This window comes from Nocardia seriolae NBRC 15557 (genome assembly GCF_007990715.1).
Lineage (GTDB): Bacteria > Actinomycetota > Actinomycetes > Mycobacteriales > Mycobacteriaceae > Nocardia > Nocardia seriolae.
Genome location: NZ_BJWY01000140.1, coordinates 1 through 18,132, shown reverse-complemented (window position 1 = coordinate 18,132; position 18,132 = coordinate 1). Strand labels below are relative to the sequence as shown.

24 protein-coding genes are annotated in these 18,132 nt (G+C 67.0%); 12 read left to right on the top strand and 12 right to left on the bottom strand.

The window, feature by feature from the left end; all coding sequences use genetic code 11:
- Positions 1-55: 55 nt before the first annotated feature.
- The 3 genes from NS2_RS30425 to NS2_RS30420 form a co-directional block, all read right to left on the bottom strand.
- Positions 56-478 (bottom strand): VOC family protein, encoded by a 423-nt coding sequence (locus NS2_RS30425; protein ID WP_045439679.1) that lies wholly within the window; start codon positions 476-478, stop codon positions 56-58.
- Positions 479-533: 55 nt separating this feature from the next.
- Positions 534-692 (bottom strand): hypothetical protein, encoded by a 159-nt coding sequence (locus NS2_RS36425; RefSeq protein WP_155239719.1) that lies wholly within the window; start codon positions 690-692, stop codon positions 534-536.
- A 90-nt stretch (positions 693-782) separates the two neighbouring features.
- A complete protein-coding gene (locus NS2_RS30420; RefSeq protein ID WP_033090760.1) occupies positions 783-1,550 on the bottom strand; it encodes a trans-aconitate 2-methyltransferase in 768 nt (255 codons plus the stop codon).
- Positions 1,551-1,791: 241 nt separating this feature from the next.
- Here NS2_RS30420 and NS2_RS30415 point away from each other — a divergent pair, with 241 nt between their 5' ends.
- From NS2_RS30415 to argH, 3 genes are all read left to right on the top strand, one after another.
- Entirely contained in the window at positions 1,792-2,994 is a 1,203-nt protein-coding gene (locus NS2_RS30415) for an argininosuccinate synthase (protein ID WP_033090761.1), read from the top strand.
- A 44-nt stretch (positions 2,995-3,038) separates the two neighbouring features.
- Positions 3,039-4,181 (top strand): RNA-guided endonuclease TnpB family protein, encoded by a 1,143-nt coding sequence (locus NS2_RS30410; RefSeq protein WP_033090762.1) that lies wholly within the window; start codon positions 3,039-3,041, stop codon positions 4,179-4,181.
- Between the two features lie 137 nt (positions 4,182-4,318).
- Positions 4,319-5,740: an argininosuccinate lyase gene (argH, locus tag NS2_RS30405; RefSeq protein WP_033090763.1), complete on the top strand. Its 1,422-nt coding sequence runs from the start codon at positions 4,319-4,321 to the stop codon at positions 5,738-5,740.
- A 70-nt stretch (positions 5,741-5,810) separates the two neighbouring features.
- On the opposite strand, the gene NS2_RS30400 is transcribed toward argH, so the two are convergent.
- From NS2_RS30400 to NS2_RS30370, 7 genes are all read right to left on the bottom strand, one after another.
- The gene (locus NS2_RS30400) at positions 5,811-6,566 is read right to left on the bottom strand and encodes an alpha/beta hydrolase (protein ID WP_186817620.1); all 756 of its coding nucleotides are present in this window, start codon (positions 6,564-6,566) and stop codon (positions 5,811-5,813) included.
- Between the two features lie 69 nt (positions 6,567-6,635).
- A complete protein-coding gene (locus tag NS2_RS30395) occupies positions 6,636-7,319 on the bottom strand; it encodes an alpha/beta fold hydrolase (RefSeq protein WP_147207376.1) in 684 nt (227 codons plus the stop codon).
- Positions 7,320-7,382: 63 nt separating this feature from the next.
- Positions 7,383-7,565, bottom strand: a complete 183-nt coding sequence (locus NS2_RS30390) for a hypothetical protein (RefSeq protein WP_143161366.1) — start codon at positions 7,563-7,565, stop codon at positions 7,383-7,385.
- Positions 7,566-7,746: 181 nt separating this feature from the next.
- Positions 7,747-8,217 carry a peroxiredoxin family protein gene (locus NS2_RS30385; protein ID WP_033090764.1) on the bottom strand — a complete coding sequence of 157 codons (471 nt, stop codon included), beginning with the start codon at positions 8,215-8,217 and terminating at the stop codon, positions 7,747-7,749.
- A gap of 46 nt (positions 8,218-8,263) precedes the next feature.
- Complete coding sequence (locus NS2_RS30380) at positions 8,264-8,836, bottom strand: RNA polymerase sigma factor (RefSeq protein WP_228102741.1); 573 nt, start codon at positions 8,834-8,836, stop codon at positions 8,264-8,266.
- Between the two features lie 59 nt (positions 8,837-8,895).
- On the bottom strand, positions 8,896-9,351 hold the full coding sequence (locus NS2_RS30375; protein WP_033090765.1) for an iron chaperone: 456 nt from the start codon (positions 9,349-9,351) through the stop codon (positions 8,896-8,898).
- Positions 9,352-9,395: 44 nt separating this feature from the next.
- Complete coding sequence (locus NS2_RS30370) at positions 9,396-9,743, bottom strand: VOC family protein (RefSeq protein ID WP_033090766.1); 348 nt, start codon at positions 9,741-9,743, stop codon at positions 9,396-9,398.
- A 171-nt stretch (positions 9,744-9,914) separates the two neighbouring features.
- Here NS2_RS30370 and NS2_RS30365 point away from each other — a divergent pair, with 171 nt between their 5' ends.
- Entirely contained in the window at positions 9,915-10,322 is a 408-nt protein-coding gene (locus NS2_RS30365) for a response regulator transcription factor (protein ID WP_228102742.1), read from the top strand.
- A 14-nt stretch (positions 10,323-10,336) separates the two neighbouring features.
- Positions 10,337-10,549 carry a hypothetical protein gene (locus tag NS2_RS30360; RefSeq protein WP_071811962.1) on the top strand — a complete coding sequence of 71 codons (213 nt, stop codon included), beginning with the start codon at positions 10,337-10,339 and terminating at the stop codon, positions 10,547-10,549.
- A gap of 411 nt (positions 10,550-10,960) precedes the next feature.
- On the opposite strand, the gene NS2_RS30355 is transcribed toward NS2_RS30360, so the two are convergent.
- Positions 10,961-11,392, bottom strand: coding sequence for a hypothetical protein (locus tag NS2_RS30355; RefSeq protein ID WP_033090767.1), 432 nt, complete (start codon positions 11,390-11,392; stop codon positions 10,961-10,963).
- A gap of 91 nt (positions 11,393-11,483) precedes the next feature.
- On the opposite strand from NS2_RS30355, the gene NS2_RS30350 reads away from it, so the two are divergent.
- Genes NS2_RS30350 through NS2_RS30340 form a run of 3 tightly spaced genes read left to right on the top strand, consistent with a single transcriptional unit; the run spans position 11,484 to position 12,477 of the window.
- Positions 11,484-11,828 carry a type II toxin-antitoxin system RelE/ParE family toxin gene (locus NS2_RS30350; RefSeq protein ID WP_033090768.1) on the top strand — a complete coding sequence of 115 codons (345 nt, stop codon included), beginning with the start codon at positions 11,484-11,486 and terminating at the stop codon, positions 11,826-11,828.
- A gap of 5 nt (positions 11,829-11,833) precedes the next feature.
- Positions 11,834-12,133 carry a helix-turn-helix domain-containing protein gene (locus tag NS2_RS30345; protein ID WP_033090777.1) on the top strand — a complete coding sequence of 100 codons (300 nt, stop codon included), beginning with the start codon at positions 11,834-11,836 and terminating at the stop codon, positions 12,131-12,133.
- A gap of 20 nt (positions 12,134-12,153) precedes the next feature.
- Positions 12,154-12,477: a DMT family transporter gene (locus tag NS2_RS30340; RefSeq protein ID WP_033090769.1), complete on the top strand. Its 324-nt coding sequence runs from the start codon at positions 12,154-12,156 to the stop codon at positions 12,475-12,477.
- Here NS2_RS30340 and ilvA read toward each other — a convergent pair.
- Positions 12,474-13,694 (bottom strand): threonine ammonia-lyase, encoded by a 1,221-nt coding sequence (gene ilvA, locus NS2_RS30335; RefSeq protein ID WP_052086964.1) that lies wholly within the window; start codon positions 13,692-13,694, stop codon positions 12,474-12,476. The two genes, NS2_RS30340 and ilvA, sit on opposite strands and share 4 nt — an antisense overlap.
- Positions 13,695-13,860: 166 nt before the next feature.
- Between ilvA and NS2_RS30330 the strand changes: the two genes are divergently transcribed.
- The 4 genes from NS2_RS30330 (at position 13,861) to NS2_RS30315 (ending at position 17,895) form a co-directional block, all read left to right on the top strand.
- Entirely contained in the window at positions 13,861-14,379 is a 519-nt protein-coding gene (locus NS2_RS30330) for a hypothetical protein (RefSeq protein WP_143161365.1), read from the top strand.
- Positions 14,380-14,499: 120 nt separating this feature from the next.
- Positions 14,500-15,990 (top strand): NCS1 family nucleobase:cation symporter-1, encoded by a 1,491-nt coding sequence (locus NS2_RS30325; protein WP_033090771.1) that lies wholly within the window; start codon positions 14,500-14,502, stop codon positions 15,988-15,990.
- A 187-nt stretch (positions 15,991-16,177) separates the two neighbouring features.
- Complete coding sequence (locus NS2_RS30320) at positions 16,178-16,639, top strand: RrF2 family transcriptional regulator (RefSeq protein WP_033090772.1); 462 nt, start codon at positions 16,178-16,180, stop codon at positions 16,637-16,639.
- Positions 16,640-16,647: 8 nt separating this feature from the next.
- The gene (locus NS2_RS30315) at positions 16,648-17,895 is read left to right on the top strand and encodes a globin domain-containing protein (RefSeq protein WP_052086963.1); all 1,248 of its coding nucleotides are present in this window, start codon (positions 16,648-16,650) and stop codon (positions 17,893-17,895) included.
- Positions 17,896-18,132: the final 237 nt, after the last annotated feature.

The following is an 18,132-nucleotide window of genomic DNA, read 5'->3' as shown; positions in this document are numbered from 1 at the left end:
GTACTAGCCCGCGCTGGCCGCTTCGGTCCGCGTGACCAGTTGTAGTGCAGCGCGTTCAGGGGGGCTGGGCCTGGTCATCCTGCGGGAATGGATGGCCCGGGCCCAGTGGTAGTAGTGGGATGCGGGTGACCAGGCAGAATGGGTGTCCGGCCGGGTCCAGGAGTACGCGCCAGCGTTCTGGTTCGGGCTGTGCCTCCGCGCGCCGGGCGCCCAGCCGCAGCGCCTCGCGTTCGCCGACGTCGAGGTCGGGGACTGCGAGGTCGAGGTGAATGTGCTTGGGGGAGGGGCCATTCGGCCAGGTGGGCGGTTGGTAATCGGGTACTCGGATCATGGACAGCACGCCTCGCTCGGTGTGCACCACGGCCATGGTCTCCTCGCGGTACACGATCTTTCCCCCGAGTAGCGCAGCCCAGAATTCCGCCAGTGCGAGCTCGTCGGCGCAGTCCAATGAGATCAGTCCCAAGTGAGCGATGGCCACTCGCTCGATCGTACCGACTCTTGGGACTGCGCCGCCGATTCCGTTGCGGGACTGCTCAGTTGAGTGGGTACTGGCCGGGCGGGTAGGAGGTGCCGCCGCCCTGGCCGGTGCCACCGGCGGTGATGAGGTCCTGGGCGAATTGCAGTGCGGCCGATCCGATGGAAAGGATGTCGCGGCCGAGTGTGCCTACGTTCTGAGCGAGGGTCGAGAGCATGGCTGAATCCTCCGTTTGCGCGGGAGTGACGATCTTCAGCGTGACACAGCCGCGGCGGTCATGATCGAGATTCGAACCGGTTGCCATCGATCAGGCGTGCTTGTGCGCCACCGCGAACACTCGGCGGAAGGGCAGCCAGGTGGTGCCGTCGGCCTGCTGCGGGTAGGCCGCGCGCAGCAGTGGCGCGAGGTCGGCGCGAAAGAACTGCCAATCGGCGTCGTCGAGCGCGTCGCGCACCGGGCGCAGGGCCGTGCCGGTCACCCATTCGAGGACCGGGTCGGGGCCGGTCAGCGGCTGCAGGTAGGTGGTCTCCCACGCGTCCACCCGGCAGCCCGCGCCGGTCAGCACCTCGGCATAACCGGCCGGATCGGGCACCGTCTCCCGGCGAACCAGCCCCGCGGAACCCAGCTTGTCACGCCACTTTTCGGAGGACGCCAGCTCCCGAATCGCGAGATGTGAAGGCGCATCGAAGTTGCCGGGCACCTGGAGGGCGAACCAAGCCCCATCCGGGAGCGCCGAGATCCAACCCGGCAGCAGCGCAAGATGATCGGGCACCCATTGCAGGACCGCATTGGTGACCACCACATCCGTATCCGGCGCGGGCAGCCAGTCGCGAACATCGGCCACGCTCGCGTCGATCCCGTGTTCCCTTGCCGCGGAAACCATTTCGGGCGAGGAATCGAAGGCCTCCAAAACCGCCCCCGGCCACCGCTCGGCCAGTGCGACGGTCAGATTCCCGGGCCCACACCCCAGATCCGCCACCCGCCGCGGCTTGCTCGCCCCCACCCGATTCACCAGATCGAAGAACGGCCGCGCCCGCAGATCATCGAACGCAAGGTACTTGTCCGGATCCCACACGGGCAGCTCCGATCGTCGTCGAGTTTCCAAAACCGTACGTTCGTACTGTATTCCTGCCGGGCTGCCGGTGCAAGAATCGGCGGTCGGTTTCGCCGCGTGGGGGACCCGGTTATGAATGGGATTGCATCTTCGTGCATAATCATTTGCAGGACGACGGAGCGCGCCATACGGAGCCGGGAACGGCTCGAGACGCAGCGCACCGGCCCGGGACCTATACGAACAATCGAGGAGCACACGGACTATGACGAAGCGCGTCGTACTCGCCTACTCCGGCGGGCTGGACACCTCTGTCGCCATCAGCTGGATTGCCAAGGAGACCGGCGCGGAGGTTGTCGCCGTCGCGATCGACCTGGGCCAGGGTGGCGAGGACATGAACGACGTGCGCCAGCGTGCGCTGGACTGCGGCGCGGTCGAGTCGATCGTGGTGGATGCTCGTGACGAGTTCGCCGATGAGTACTGCCTGCCGACCGTTCAGGCCAACGCTCTCTACATGGGCCGCTACCCGCTGGTCTCGGCCATCTCCCGGCCGCTGATCGTCAAGCACCTGGTCGAGGCCGCCGAGTACCACGGCGCGGACACCGTGTCGCACGGCTGCACCGGCAAGGGCAACGACCAGGTTCGTTTCGAGGTCGGCATCGGCGCGCTCGAGCCCGATCTGAAGGTCATCGCGCCGGTCCGCGACTACGCCTGGACCCGTGAGAAGGCCATCGAGTTCGCGGGTGAGAACAACCTGCCGATCAACGTGTCGAAGAAGTCGCCGTTCTCCATCGACCAGAACCTGTGGGGCCGCGCGGTCGAGACCGGGTTCCTCGAGGACCTGTGGAACGCCCCGACCAAGGACGTCTACGACTACACCGTGGACCCGACCGTCAACTTCGAGGCCCCCGACGAGCTCATCATCACCTTCGACAAGGGTGTCCCGGTCGCCATCGACGGCCGCCCGGTCACCATGCTCGAGGCCATCACCGAGCTGAACAAGCGCGCGGGCCGCCAGGGCGTCGGTCGCCTCGACATGGTCGAGGACCGGCTCGTGGGCATCAAGAGCCGCGAGATCTACGAGGCCCCGGGCGCCATCGCGCTCATCGCCGCGCACCAGGAGATGGAAGCGGTCACCATCGAGCGCGAGCTGGGCCGCTACAAGCGGCAGGTCGAGCAGCGCTGGGGCGAGCTGGTGTACGACGGCCTGTGGTACTCGCCGCTCAAGCGCGCTCTGGACGCCTTCGTGACCGAGACGCAGCAGCACGTCTCCGGCGAGATCCGCATGGTCCTGCACGGCGGCAGCGTCGTGGTCAACGGCCGTCGCTCCGACGAGTCGCTCTACGACTTCAACCTGGCCACCTACGACGAGGGCGACACCTTCGACCAGTCGCTGGCCAAGGGCTTCGTGCAGATCCACGGCCTGTCCTCCAAGGTCGCGGCGCGTCGGGACCTCAACAGCAAGTAGCAACCATCGACGGCGTGACACACCAGCGTGTTACCGTGTCACGCATGGGAGATCGGGTGGTCAAGCGGGCATACAAGTACCGCTTCTACCCGACCCCGGAGCAAGCCGAACAACTGGCGAAAACCTTCGGTTGCGTTCGCTACGTGTACAACCGGGCGCTGGCGGAGCGGTCGCGGGCATGGACTCGGGAGCAGCGGCGCGTCTCCTACGCGGAGTCGGACAAGATGCTCACAGGTTGGAAGCGCGACCCCGAAACGGAGTGGCTGACGGAGCCTTCCAAGGGTCCGTTGCAAGCGACGCTGCGGAATCTTCAGCGTGCTTTCGATCAGTTCTGGCGCAAGCAAACCGGCTACCCCAAATTCAAGAAGAAGGGCAAGTCGAAGGATTCGGCGACCTACTTCTCGAACTGCTTCACCTATCGCGACGGCCGGATCACGCTTGCGAAACAGTCGGAGCCGCTGGATATCCGGTGGTCTCGGCCGTTACCCGAGGGTGCCGTGCCGTCACAGGTAACCGTGAGTCGAGACAGTGCGGGCCGGCATCACATCGCGATCCTCGTAGAGGAGACCATCCACGAACACGCCCCGACCGATGTGACAGTGGGCGTGGACGCGGGCATTACTTCGCTCTATACGTTCTCGACCGGGGAGAAGGTATCCAATCCTCGGTACGAGAAGCTGGACCGTACGCGGTTGGCGAAAGCTCAGCGGGTACTGGCGAAGAAACAGAGGGGCTCCAACAACCGCGCGAAGGCTCGATTGAAGGTCGCTCGTATCCATGCCCAGATCTCCGATCGGCGGCGAGATCATTTGCACAAGCTTTCGACTCGTGTGGTGCGCGAAAACCAAGTGATCACCATCGAGGACTTGAGTGTGCGGAACATGGTGCGGAATCACAACCTGGCTCGGGCGATCTCGGACGCGTCCTGGTCGCAATTCCGATCGATGCTCGAGTACAAGGCGGACTGGTATGGGCGCACGGTGGTGGCGGTCGACCGGTTCTATCCGTCGAGCAAGACCTGCTCGACGTGCGGGCGTATCGCCGATCGACTGCCGCTCGACATTCGCGAGTGGACGTGCCCTTGCGGTGCCGTCCACGACCGGGATGTGAATGCCGCCAAGAACATACAGGCCGCCGGGCTGGCGGTCTTGGCCTGTGGAGATGGTGTGAGACCGTCCCGCAGCTAATGCGGGAAGGCAACCGTCGATGAAACAGGAAAACTCACCCGTGAGGGTGGGGATCGCGGTCCTTCAGGGCCGGGAGGAAGTCAAGACAGTTGGGACATCAAAAACACACAAACACCACCGCGAGGAGACGACACGCCATGACCCAGGGCGGCAGCACCAATGAAGGCGCGCTGTGGGGTGGACGCTTCGCGTCCGGCCCGGCCGCGGCGATGGCGGCGCTGAGCAAGTCGACGCACTTCGACTGGGTGCTCGCGCCCTACGACGTGCGCGCCTCCAAGGCCCATGCGCGCGTGCTGCACAAGGCCGGGCTGCTCTCCGAATCCGACCTGGCGGGCATGCTCGCGGGCCTGGATCAGCTGGCCGCGGACGTGGAATCGGGCGCGTTCGGTCCCCTGGAATCCGATGAGGACGTGCACGGCGCGCTCGAGCGCGGCCTGATCGACCGGGTCGGCACCGAGCTCGGCGGCCGCCTGCGCGCGGGCCGCTCCCGCAACGACCAGGTGGCGACCCTGTCCCGCATGTGGCTGCGGGATGCGGTGCGGCGCATCGCGGTCGGCGTGCTGGACGTGGTGGACGCGCTGGTCGAGCAGGCCGCCGCGCACCCGGACGCGGTCATGCCGGGCAAGACGCACCTGCAGGCCGCGCAGCCGGTGCTGCTCGCGCACCACCTGCTGGCGCACGCGCACCCGCTGCTGCGCGATATCGAGCGCATCCGCGACTTCGACAAGCGGGCCGCGGTGTCGCCCTACGGTTCCGGCGCGCTGGCCGGCTCCTCGCTGGGCCTGGACCCGGAAGCCATTGCCGCCGAACTGAATTTCGACTCCTCGGCCGCGAACTCCATCGACGCCACCTCTTCTCGCGACTTCGCCGCCGAGGCCGCCTTCGTGCTGGCCATGATCGCCGTCGACCTGAGCCGCATGGCCGAAGAGGTGATCATCTGGAGCACACCGGAATTCGGTTACATCACCCTGGCCGACGCCTGGTCCACCGGCTCCTCGATCATGCCGCAGAAGAAGAACCCGGACGTCTCCGAGCTCACCCGCGGCAAGGCGGGCCGCCTGATCGGCAACCTCACCGGGCTGCTCGCGACGCTGAAGGCCCAGCCGCTGGCCTACAACCGCGACCTGCAGGAAGACAAGGAACCGGTCTTCGACTCGGTGGCCCAGCTGGAACTGCTGCTGCCCGCCATCGCCGGACTGGTCTCGACGCTGACCTTCCACACCGAGCGCATGGCCGAGCTGGCCCCGGCGGGCTTTACCCTCGCCACCGATATCGCCGAATGGCTTGTCCGCCAGGGCGTTCCGTTCCGCGTCGCACACGAAGCGGCGGGCGGCTGCGTCCGGGTCGCCGAGTCGCGCGGCGTGGGCCTGGACGAACTCACCGACGCCGAGTTCGCCGCGGTCGACCCGGCGCTCACCCCGGCCGTGCGCGAGGTGCTCACCGTGCAGGGCTCCATCGCCTCCCGCAATGCCCGCGGCGGCACCGCGGGCACCCAGGTCGCCAAGCAGCTCGAAGAGGTGCGCGGCACCGCCGCCACCCAGCGCGCCTGGCTGAGCTGACCCGCCTCGACAAGAACGGCCCGTCGGGTTTCCGCCGTGGAAACCCAACGGGCCGTTGGTCATCGGCGATTCAACTGGGCAGGATCGTCCCCGGTGCGGGCAGCGTGCCATTGATCAGGTAATCGGTGATGGTGTCGCGGGTCCGGCCGGGGATGAAGAACGACGTGTGGCCGTTGCCGGCACGGGTGAGCAGCACCGCGTTCGGGATCTGCGTCGCCATCAGCTGCGCCCAGCCGTACGAGGTCGACGGGTCGTGGGTGGCATTGACGATCAGGGGCGCGACGGTCGGGGTGACGGTCGCGGTGTGCGGCGGATTGCTGAAAGCGGCCGGCCAGCCCAGACATCGGGCGATGTAGGTGAAGCTCTGGGAGCTGCCGAAGACGTCCGGCGCGACGGTCTCACCCAGGGTCTGCTCGGTCTTGAACAGCGGATAGCTGTCGAAGTCCGCCCGGAATTCGGCACAGCCGACCGCCAATCCGGCGGCATCCTCGTCGGAGGGCAGCTGGGGCGACAGCTTGCTCGCGTCGCCGTGGCGTGCCTCGTTCAGCGCGGACGCCAGACCGGCCCAGCCCGGTCCGACCGCCTCGGCCGGCTGCAATAGCAGGCCGTTCTGCACCTGGGTCAGCAGATCACCCATGCGCACTTCGGATTCGCACCGCCCCGAACTCGCGCAGCCGGGCGCGGGCAGCGGCGACTGCCGGGCCTTGGCCGCCAGCTCGCGGACCACCACGGCGGCGTCGTCTCCACCCAGGGCGCAGTCGGCGCTCGCGCGACACCAATCGGCGAACTGCCGCAGCGTGTCCTGATAGGCGGCGGCCTCATACATGTGCATGCTGCTCGGCGCGAGGGAATGGACGAGGGCTCCGTCCAATGCGAGCACGCGACTCGAATTCGGTTACAGGCGGGCGTATTCGAATCCGATCTCGGTGCCGTAGGACAGTCCGAGATAGTTCAGCGGCTGCCCGCCGAGCCGCTGCCGCACCACCTCGAGATCCCGGGCGACCGCCACGGTGTCCATATGGTCGATCAGTGCGCCGGTCCGCCGTTTGCAGCTCTCACCGAAGGCCTTGTTCGCCGCCACCATCGCATCGAATGCGGCCTGATCGGCCGGGAATATGTCGGGCACTTTGCGCTGTAGCTCGGTGTCGCACTTGACCGCCGGGCGGCTGGTGCCGATCCCGCGCGGATCCAGTCCGATCAGGTCGAAGCGGGACCGCAACTCGGCCGAGACCAGCGCGGGAAACTTGGCGACCCCGGAGATCAGGTCGGTCCCCGACCCGCCCGGACCACCCGGATTCAGCACCAGCGCCCCGATCCGATGGTCCGGATCGCTCGCGGGCAGTCGATCGATCCCCACGGTGATCTTCTCCCCATCGGGATTGCCCCAATCCACCGGCACCTCGATTGCGGCGCACTGGACCTGAGCTCCCAATTCCTGCGGACATTCTGCCCACGTGATCGGCTGTGCCGCAGGATCCTTCGACCCCGACCCCGACCCCGACCCCGATCCGCAGGCCGCGCACAGCGCCGCCACCACCACCGCGGACACACCCAACCTGCCGAGCCGCAAAGTTCGCATGGCCCGAGCCTAGGAAACCCCCGGACTCCTGCACATCCGGGGGATCCCTGACTCGGCCGTCGGTCAGCCGCGGCGGTAATTCATGTGTTTGGCGGCAGGGACGGACGCACGACCGAAATCGTGCACCCTTCCACTGTCGGTGGTCTGCTGCTTACCGTTCTTCTTCCCCCGCCGTTCTTTCCGTGACAACGGACGATCGGCGGGATCATCAGAGGGGATTTCGGGCAGCGGAAAGCGCTCGGGCATCAGTCCTCCTATAGGTATGCGTGACCGACCAACCGGATTCAGTTGCCGGTCGAAATCGGGAAAGCCGCAGGCGCGGTCGATACGGACGACCGCCGGGCATCACGGGCGAAAAGTGCTCAGGAGCACAGGAACAGCCACATGCCGAGCACTGTAACCACAGGCTCGCATCGAGCGCATCTGATTATTTTCGGGCGTCACTCAGCTCGCGGATGGCCGCGACGATGCCCTTCTTGTCGTAGCCGCCCGTCGGCAGGGTGGAGCCGTGCGCATGACGGACGATGCCCGCGCTGTCGACGAGCACGGTGCCGGACTGCTGCATCGAGCCGAAGACGCGGCGGGTCAGGCCGACCGATTCGTGTGCGCTGCCGGTCGCGCCGGTGAGCACCGGAAAAGGAATGCCCCGCTTGGTTTTCCACGCCAGACCGGCGGCGGGGTCCTCGGGAACCACGATGGCGACGTGAATGTTCTCGTCGTCGAAGTCGTCGCGGCGCGCCACGAGATCACGGACGTGCAGGTTACAGATCGGGCACGCGGTCGAGCGCATGAAATACAGCAGGGTGGCGCGGGCATCGCGCTGGTCCGACAGCCGCCAGGGCCGTCCGGCGGTGTCGACGAATTCCAGTTCGGGTGCGCGGGATTCGGTGGTGAGCATGGCGGAGCGTCCCTTCGTGGGGTGAATGCCAGGAAATGTGGCGGGTTTACGGCCGTGGGCCGAGATCGGCCCGGACCGCGGCCCGGGCCCGGTGCAGCTGCGATTTCATTGCCGCCGTGCTCAATCCGAGCGAGTCGGCGGTCGCGTGCCCGGGGTAACCCAGCACATCGCGCATGATCAGCACGCGGCGCTGAACTTCGGGCAGGTCCGTGATGGCCTGCGCGAGCCGGTCGGCATCGAGGCGGCGCAGCACCTCGTCCTCGGCGGAGAGCACCGGGTCACCGTCGCCGACGGCCCGCGGACCGGGATCGATCAGGTGTCGCGCCCGGCGCAGGCACTCGTTGCGCACGATGCGGAACATCCAGGACGCCAGCGCCGTGGTCGCGCGCAGCGTTCCGATCTTGCGGTACAGGATGATCAGCGCTTCCTGGGTGGCGTCCTCGGCGTCGGTCTCCGAGGCGCACAGGTGAAGCGCGAAACGGCGCACATGGGGATGCGCGCCGTAGACGACCGCGGCGATCGCCTCGCGGTCACCGTGCTGGGCCGCCGCCACCAGCTGCTCACCGGCCCAGCCGCCTGCCACGTCGTGGTCCTTCGTGTCGATTCGTACTGTCACCACCATAAGAGCGTCCCCGGCCGGAAAAGGATTCACCTCCGGCCGGGGGACTCGTCTCGCGGTCAGCTCAGGGCCTGCCGCAGCAATTCGGTGATGCGGGATTCGGTTTCGGGGGTCATGGCCTTCAGCGCGTAGCTGATCGGCCACAGGTCGCCGTCGTCGAGGTTGGCGACGTCGTTGAAGCCGAGGGTGGCGTAGCGGTAGTTGAACTTGGCGGCGGCCTGGAAGAAGCAGACGATCTTGCCGTCGCGCATGTAGGAGGGCATGCCGTACCAGGTCTTGCAGGTGAGTTCGGGGGCGACGGACTTGATCAGGGCGTGCAGGCGCTCGGCGAGTTCGCGGTCGGAGCCGGTCATTTCGGCGATCTTGGCCAGCACGTCGCGCTCGCCGTCGGCCTTGGCATTGCGGGGGGAGCGGCGGGCGGCGGTCTTCAGTTCCGCGGCATGGGCCTTCATGGCGGCGCGCTCTTCGGCGGTGAAACCGGTGGTGGACTTCTGGGTGGTGGACTCGGCGGTCATGGCGGAATTCCTTTGTGAGAGTGGGGAGTCGGGGAAGAGTCGGGTCAGCGATCCTGGATGAGGCCCAGCACATTGCCGTCGGTGTCGGCGACGGTGGCGACCAGGCGGCCGCCGCCGACCTCGTGGGCGGGCTGCGCGACGGTGGCCCCGGCAGCGGTCAGGGCGGCGATCTTGGCCTCGATATCGGTGACGTGCCAGTAGGAGACCGGAGCGGTCATGGACTGCGGGCCGCCCGCGGGCACCAGGCCGATGTGCTGACCCTCGGACTCGAAACCGACGTAGTACGGGGAGTCGGTCTGCGGGTCGAGGCCCAGCAGCGCCGCGTAGACGGTCTTCGCGGCGGCCAGGTCCGAGACCGGATGCAGAACGGTCTTGATGCCCATCGTGGTCATGCTTGCTCCCGTATGTCGTGGGTCCGAATCCGCTGGTGATCCGGTCGTTTCCGGTGAACCCGGTGTGCATTCAGCTTCGCGCCCCAGGGGGTCCGCCCACATCCGTGGCGACTACGGAATCCACCACGGAGAACCCACTCGGTACCGTTCCGTACCGGATGCGGGGCGGTCATGCGGCAGACCGATTCCATGGCTTTGACGCTGGAAATCTCCACCCGGGAAGCGGAAGTGCTGGAGCTCGTGGGTGAGCACCTCAGCAATGCCGAGATCGGTGTGCGACTGTTCATCTCGGTGCGCACGGTGGAGAGGCACGTGTCCTCGCTGCTGCGCAAGCTGGAGATGCCCGATCGGCGGGCGCTGGCCCAGCACGCGTCCGCGACCCGCGCCCCGAGCCCGCGGCCCGTGCCTGCGCTGCCGAAACCGTTGACCTCCTTCATCGGTTGCGCCCGGGAGCGGGCAGAGCTGACCGAACCGGTCCGGGCGTCGCAGACCCGCTCCAGGGCGGGCGCGTGCGCGCCGGAGGCGACCAGCGCGGGAATCCCCGTGGTCCGCAACGCATCCAGATCAGGTCGGGCCTGATCCGGCAGTCGGCCATGGTGAGCACGACGTACCGCGGCCGCCACCGCGCCCGGCAGCGGACCCGGATCGATTGCGGGAGATCCCGCCAGCACAAGGAATTCACGCAGAACGTCCGGATCGGCGTCGAGGCCGTGGGTGAGAACCGTGTCGCCCAGCCGACGCAGCCGGGCCACGCCCGGATCCTCGGCGGCGACGAAATACAACGGTGGTTCGATCAAGGTCAGTGACCGCACACTCGACGGATCGCCGACAGCGGCCAGCAGTGTTCCCAGGACTCCGTACGAGTGGGCGACCACGTGCGGCCGATACTCGCCGAACACCGCGGCAAGGTCCTCGGCATCGACCAGAAAATCCTGCCCGTTGCCGTGCACCGGGGGACTGGGCGGATACCCGGGCCGATACACCACCAGCAGCGTCCACCGCTCGGCCAGCGAATCCAGCCCGGCCCACGTCGTTTTCGGCCCGGCCCCACCGTGCACCAGCGCAACCCCCGGCCCATCCCCCCACCGCCGCACCGCGAGACCGTCCACGCTCCCAGTGTCTGCCCGCGCCCCGACCCGGTCGAGCGAGACACTGCTCACAGTCCCGCGGCTACCGGCCACTCGATGGTGCCGGTCCTCCACGCCGGACCTCGTAGGTCAGCAGCCCGGTTTGTCGGAGTTGGTGGCGTGGATGGAAGGGAGCGGGCAATTCGCCTTGGCCTGGCTCTTTTTCGCGTTCGCGTCGACGGTGGCGACGATGGCGTCGGCGCGGGGGCGGCCGAGAACCGGGCGGGCGGTGAAAGACCTGCCGATCTGTGCACCGGCGGGGACGGCGATGGTGCACGACAACTGGGTGGTGCCCTGGCCCGGCATCTGCACGACACCGGAGCATTCCGGGCGCGGGACCTCGACGCCATTGATGGTGATGACCGTCTGGTAGGACACGAAGATGTCGTCCAGGTCCCCACAGGGTTCGCGCTCCAGCCGTGCTCCATCGCGATGCGAGTCCGGGGTACTGGACGCGTCGTCCAGTGCGGTGATCGCGGACCGCAGCTCGCCGTAGAACCCCGCCACGTCGTCGGAGCTCATGAGTGTGGTCTGGCGTATCGCTGATCTTCAGCCCGGGCCGGGTTTGGCGAAGGGCCGACACGCCACTTGCCATCGATATAACATCTGTGTTATGAACTGGGGAGAGGTGGAACTTGAGGCGGAAGTTTGCGACTGGTTCGATGCGCTCGATCAGGCCGACCAGGAGACCGTGGTCTTCTATGTCGATCTCTTGGCCGAACGAGGTGTACTACTGGGTGCGCCGTATACAAGGCAGTTGCGGGGCAAGTTGAGAGAGCTGCGGTTCTACCTCGCGCGCGACGCGGTCCGGATCACCTACTGGATCGCATCCGGTAGACGCATTATTTTGCTGACGGTCTTCCGGAAGCAACGGATGCGGGAGACAGCCGAGGTAGACCGGGCGGTGCAGGTGATGGATCGCTGTATCGCCGAGGCTCACACCGTGGAGGAGGAGTGAATTCCATGGGCGAACGCAAGAACTGGGCCGATGTACGTGCCGAGGTGATGAGTCGGCCGGGTGCCGGAGTTGCCTACGACGCTGCGCGGATCAGGTTCGAACTCGGGGTTGCAGTGCGACAGCGCAGGGAAGAGCTCGGTCTCACCCAGGCAGAGTTGGCGGATCGTGCGGGGCTGAAGCAGCCGGCCGTCGCAAGGTTCGAAGCCGGAGGGACGATGCCGACGATTCCGATGCTCGAGCGATTCGCTGAAGCCTTGGAACTGCGGCTCAGTGTCGAGTTCCATAGGCTTCCTGAAGCCGGATAGGGCGTGGCTATCCTTCGGCTATGACCTTGTTGCTGTTGGGATTGGCCATTGCGTGTGAGGTGACGGCTACGGTGTCGTTGAAGATATCGGAGGGGTTCAGCAAGCTGGTGCCGTCGGTCATTGTGGTGATCGGGTATGGGGCGGCGTTCTATTTTCTGTCGCAGGCTTTGAAGCGGGGGATGGCTATCGGGGTGGCCTATGGGATTTGGTCGGCGGTGGGGGTGGTCGCGGTGGCGACCATTGGGGCGTTGTTTCTGGATGAGCACATCACGGCGGTGCAGATCGGGGGGATTGTGCTGGTGATTGCGGGGGTGTTGGCGCTGGAGTTGGGTGGGGCGCACTAATCCTCTACGCGGACAACGTATCCGGCGGTTTCGAGGGCGTCGAGGACCTCGTCGCGGTGGGCGGGGCCGCGGGTTTCGAGGGTGAGCAGGACCTCGACCTCGTAGATGGCCAGCCAGGATTCGGTGCGGGAGTGGACGACGTCGACGACGCTGGCTCCGGTGCGGCCGAGTTCGGCCAGCAGGCGGGAGAGGCTGCCGGGGCGGTCGGAGATGGTGATGCGGGCGGCCAGGTAGCGGCCCGCGGCGGCGAGGCCGTGGCCGATGACACGGGTCAGCAGCAGGGGGTCGATATTGCCGCCGGAGAGGACGGCGCAGACCGGGCCCTCGAGGGCGAGTTCGGCTGGGTCGCAGGACATCAGGGCCGCGACGGCGGCCGCGCCCGCGGGCTCGACGATGAGTTTGGTGCGCTCCATGCACAGCAGCAGGGCCTTGGACAGGGACTCCTCGTCGACGGTGACGATGGTCGGGGCGCTGTCGAGAATGTGCTCGAACGGGACCTGGCCGGGCATGCCGACCGCGATGCCGTCGGCCATGGTGGCCATGTGCTCGAGGGCCACCGGCTTGCCCGCGGTCAGCGAGGCGGGCCAGGCGGCGGCCTCGGCGGCCTGCACGCCGATCACCCGGACCTCGGGTTTGCGGCGCTGCAGGGCCGCGGCCACGCCCGCGAGCAGTCCGCCGCCACCGGTCGGCACCAGCACGGTGCCGACATCCGGGAGCTGGTCCAGGATTTCGAGCCCGCAGGTCGCCTGCCCGGCCACGATGTCGATGTGGTCGCAGGGGTGCACCAGCGTCGCCCCGGTGCGCTCCGCGAATTCCCGTGCGGCGGTCAGGGATTGGTCGATGGTGTCGCCGACCTGATACACCGTGGCCCCATATGCCTTGGTGGCCACCAGTTTCGGCAGCGCCGCCCCGACCGGCATGAACACCGTGGACTCGATGCCCAGCGAGGTCGCCGACCAGGCCACGCCCTGCGCGTGATTGCCCGCGCTGGCCGCCACCACCCCGCGCTTGCGCTCGGCCTCGGACAGATTCGCGATCCGGTTGTAGGCCCCGCGCGGCTTGAACGAGCCGGTGCGCTGCAGGTTCTCGCATTTGAGCCAGACCTCGTGACCGGTCCGCTCCGACAGCACCCGCGAGGCCACCACGGGAGTCCGCCGGATCACCGGCTCCAGGCAGGGTCGCCGCCGCTTCGATCCGCGCCATGAGCTCCATGCCAGGCCATGTTGCCAGAGGTTCACCTGACTGTCGCCCGTCGGCGGAAACCGGCCGTGCCTGTGCAGGAAACGACCGCGTGACCGGCAATCCCGGTCCGGGTCTCGCCCGGGGTTTATGTTCTCAGCGATCACCGCAGTTCAGCGCCCGTTCAGTGAGGAGAGGGAAGCTGTGCCAAGGATCGTGAAAGGACTGGTCGCCCTGGCCGTTTCGGCGGTCTTCGGCCTCGCCCCGCTCACCGCCGCACCCGCCCACGCCGAGTCCATCGGCAGCTGCACCGGCGGCGACTTCCGCTGGACCGCGGTCAACGGCGCGATCACCATGACCCCGGCCCTGCTCACCTTCACCTCGGTCGGCCGCCTCTGGGGCTGCACCGGTTATGACGGCATCACCGGCGCGACCTTCACCGGCGAGCACATCGCCTGGTCGGACTGCATGCACCCGGCCGACGGGCCGCTCACGGTGTGGGTCCACTGGAACAATGGCGATTCGAGTACGCTCTGGGGCCCCTGGCCGGTCGGCATGGCCCAGCCCACGGTCGGCCCGATGCAGGTGGTGGACGGCTTCGGCCTCGGCAACTGGGTCCGGGTCACCGCCGACTACGAGATGATGACGCCGGAGCTGGTGATGGGCTGCCTCGGTCCGGGGTTGACCACCGGGCCCGGGCACCTCAGCGCCACCATGATGTGAACCGGTCACCTGAAAGATATACGGCTCACGAAATGACCGGGAAACTCAAAAGCAATTCGAGGGCAACGGCTGCTTCCTACCTTGAGCCCACCAAGTTCGGCTCTCGGATCGGATGCCCCCATGACCGATATCGCCTCACCCGCGCCCCTCGCGGCTGAATCAGCCGCGGCGCAACCCGCCCCAGCTTACGACCCCAGGCTCACCAATGACGATCTCGCTCCACTGAAGAAGCAGACCTGGGGCTCGTACCACATCTTCGCCTTCTGGATGTCGGATGTGCACAGCGTCGGCGGATACGTCACGGCGGGTAGCCTTTTCGCGCTCGGCCTGGCCGGGTGGCAGGTGCTGGCCGCGCTGCTCATCGGCATCACGATCGTATATTTCCTGTGCAATCTGGTGGCCGCGCCCAGCCAGCGCGCGGGCGTCCCCTATCCGGTCATGTGCCGCAGTGCCTTCGGCGTGAAGGGCGCGAACATTCCGGCCATCATCCGCGGCCTGATCGCGGTGGCGTGGTACGGGATTCAGACATATCTGGCCTCGGCCGCGCTGATCGTGGTGGCGGTCAAGCTGTTCCCGAGCCTCGCGCCGTACGCGGTGTCGAAGGATTACGGCTTCCTCGGGCTGTCGCTGCTGGGCTGGTGTGCCTACCTGGTGCTGTGGGTGGTGCAGGCGGCGGTGTTCTGGCAGGGCATGGAGTCCATCCGCAAGTTCATCGACTTCTGCGGGCCCGCGGTCTACGTCGTCATGTTCCTCCTGTGCGGGTACCTGATCTACAAGGCCGGATGGGGCGCGATCGACCTGCAGCTGGGCGCGGTCAAGTACCACGGCTGGGACGCGCTGCCGGTGGTGCTGGGCGCGATCGCGCTGGTGGTGTCCTACTTCTGCGGGCCCATGCTGAACTTCGGCGACTTCTCCCGCTACAGCAAGTCCATGACCGCGGTGAAGCGCGGCAACCTGCTCGGGCTGCCGGTCAACTTCCTGGCCTTCGCGCTGCTGGTGGTGATCACCGCGTCGCTGACCATCCCGGTGTACGGCGAACTCATCACCGATCCGGTCGAGACCGTCTCGCGCATCGACTCCACCTTCGCCATCGTGCTGGGCGCGCTGACCTTCACCATCGCCACCATCGGCATCAATATCGTCGCCAACTTCATCTCCCCGGCCTTCGACTTCTCGCACGTGAGCCCGCAGAAGATCAGCTGGCGCATGGGCGGCATGATCGCGGCGGTCGGGTCGGTGGCGATCACGCCGTGGAACCTGTACAATAACCCGGACGTCATCCACTACACCCTCGAGGTGCTGGGCGCGTTCATCGGCCCGCTGTTCGGGGTGCTGATCGCCGACTACTACCTGGTGCGCAACCGCGAGATCGCGGTGGACGACCTGTTCACCATGGCCGAGACCGGAAAGTACTGGTACCGCGGGGGATTCAACCCGGTGGCGGTGATCGCGACCGTGGTGGGCGCGCTCGCGGCGGTGTTCCCGGTGCTGGCCAAGGACGTGTACGGCATGCACACCGCGGCCCAGTACAGCTGGTTCATCGGCTGCGGCCTGGCTCTGGCGATCTACTACCCGCTGGCCACGCGCACCAAGCTCATGGTCACGGCCTGAGATGACGGCCCTGGCGGCGATGCCGGTCGCCGCCAGGGACCGCCGCTCGCTGCCAGATGTTTGCTGGCAAGTAATAAATGTCCTTCTCGAATTGTGCCCCGGGTTACATAATCCGCACGGTTGTGCGTATTAGAGCGCACAGCCGGAAAATATGCGTTTTTGAATCGGAATAAGTACGGTTGATCTCATGCAGCTCTCCCGGTTCACAGATCTCGGCTTGCGGTCGCTCATGCGCCTGGCGGTCAGCAGTGGAGCCGAGGAGCGAGTCACGGTCAAACTTATTGCGCGACAGGTAAACGCCTCCGAGAACTATGTCGCCAAGGCTGTCTCCAGGCTCGCGGAACTCGGCTACGTCGAGTCGCAGCGCGGGCGCACGGGCGGGATATTCCTGACCGAAGCCGGCCGAACAACCACCATCGGCACTATTGTCCGGCAGCTCGAATGTGATAACGAGGGCATCGACTGCGTCGGTGACAATCCCTGCCCGATAGCGAATGCCTGCCGTTTGCGGGGAGTCCTCGCCACCGCGCAGAGAGCCTTCTACGCCGAACTCGATCGGTACCTGCTGGCCGATCTGGTGGATCAGCGCACCGTGGAGCTGCTGCATGCGCCGGTTTTCCCCCCGGCGATCGCACTCATCGATAGGTAGGAGACCTCATGAGGCTCGCACCGGATTCCAGCCTGAACGCCGTCCCCGAACTGGAGCCCGAGCACGCCGAGGTGATTCGCGCGACGCTGCCGCTGGTGGCCGCGCACATCGATCAGATCACCCCGCTGTTCTACAAGAAGATTTTCACCGCGCATCCGGAACTGCTGCGCGACCGCTTCAACCGCGGCAATCAGAAGCAGGGCGGCCAGCAGCGCGCCCTCGCCGCCTCCATCGCCACCTTCGCCACCCACCTCGTCGATCCGAGCCTCCCGCATCCGCGCGACCTGCTGGCCCGCATCGGCCACAAGCACGTCTCGCTGGCCGTCACCGAGCCCGAATACCGCATCGTCCACGAGCATCTGTTCGCCGCCATCGTCGAGGTGCTGGGCGCGGACGTGGTGACCCCGGCCATCGCCGCGGCCTGGGATCGCGTGTACTGGCTGATGGCAACCACTCTCATCGATTTCGAGCGCGAGCTCTACGACGCCGCCGGGGTCGAGCCGGGCGACGTGTTCCGGCAGACCCGGGTGGTCGAGCGCATCGACGATCCCTCCGGCGTCGCCACCTTCGTGGTGGCCGCCGCCGATCCGGCGCGGCCGCTGCCGGGATTCGAACCCGGGCAGTACATTTCGGTCGGCGCGCGACTGCCCGACGGCGCCCGCCAGCTGCGTCAGTACAGCCTGGTCAACCGCGGCGGCGACGGCCGCCTGGCCTTCACCGTGCGCCGGGTGCCCGCCGAGGCGGAGGCTCCGGCCGGTGAGGTGTCGAACTGGCTGCACGACCACCTCCAGGTCGGCGACGCCCTCGAAATCACGCTGCCCTTCGGCGATCTCACCATCGACACCGACGCCACCACCCCGCTGGTGCTCATCTCCGCGGGCATCGGCGTCACCCCGATGGTCGGCATCCTGGAATACCTGGCCGCCGAGACCCCTTCGCGCCGCACGGTCGTCCTGCACGCGGACCGCTCCACCGCCGCCTACCCGCTGCGCGAGACGGTCGCCGACCTCGCGACCCGACTGCACGATGTCTACCTGCGCGCCTGGTACCAGGCCGACGGCCACGGACTGATGGACCTGACCGGCGTCGAATTCCCGGACGACGCCGACTTCTACCTGTGCGGCGGCACCGGCTTCCTGCAGCACATCCGCGCCCAGCTCATGTCCGCCGGAATCCCCTCGAACCGAGTCCATTTCGAACTCTTCGCCCCCAACGACTGGCTGCTCGACGCCGAGCAGTCCCCGGTCCCGGCCTAGTACTGCAACGACACTCGTGTTCAGGTGAGTGGGTGGCCGCGGCGTCGGTAATGGGAGAGTCGGGCTTGGTGTTGTCGGCGTCGTCGGAATCTGGACCAGGCCCAGACATGGTCGGGCCGGTGGTGACGGGTGAGGACGAAGGCGATGAGCAGGCGGCGGATCTCGGGTAGCGTGAGGGCGATCATGCCTTCGCTGGGATCGGCGAGTCCCCCTTTGCGGCAACGGCTTCGGAAGAGG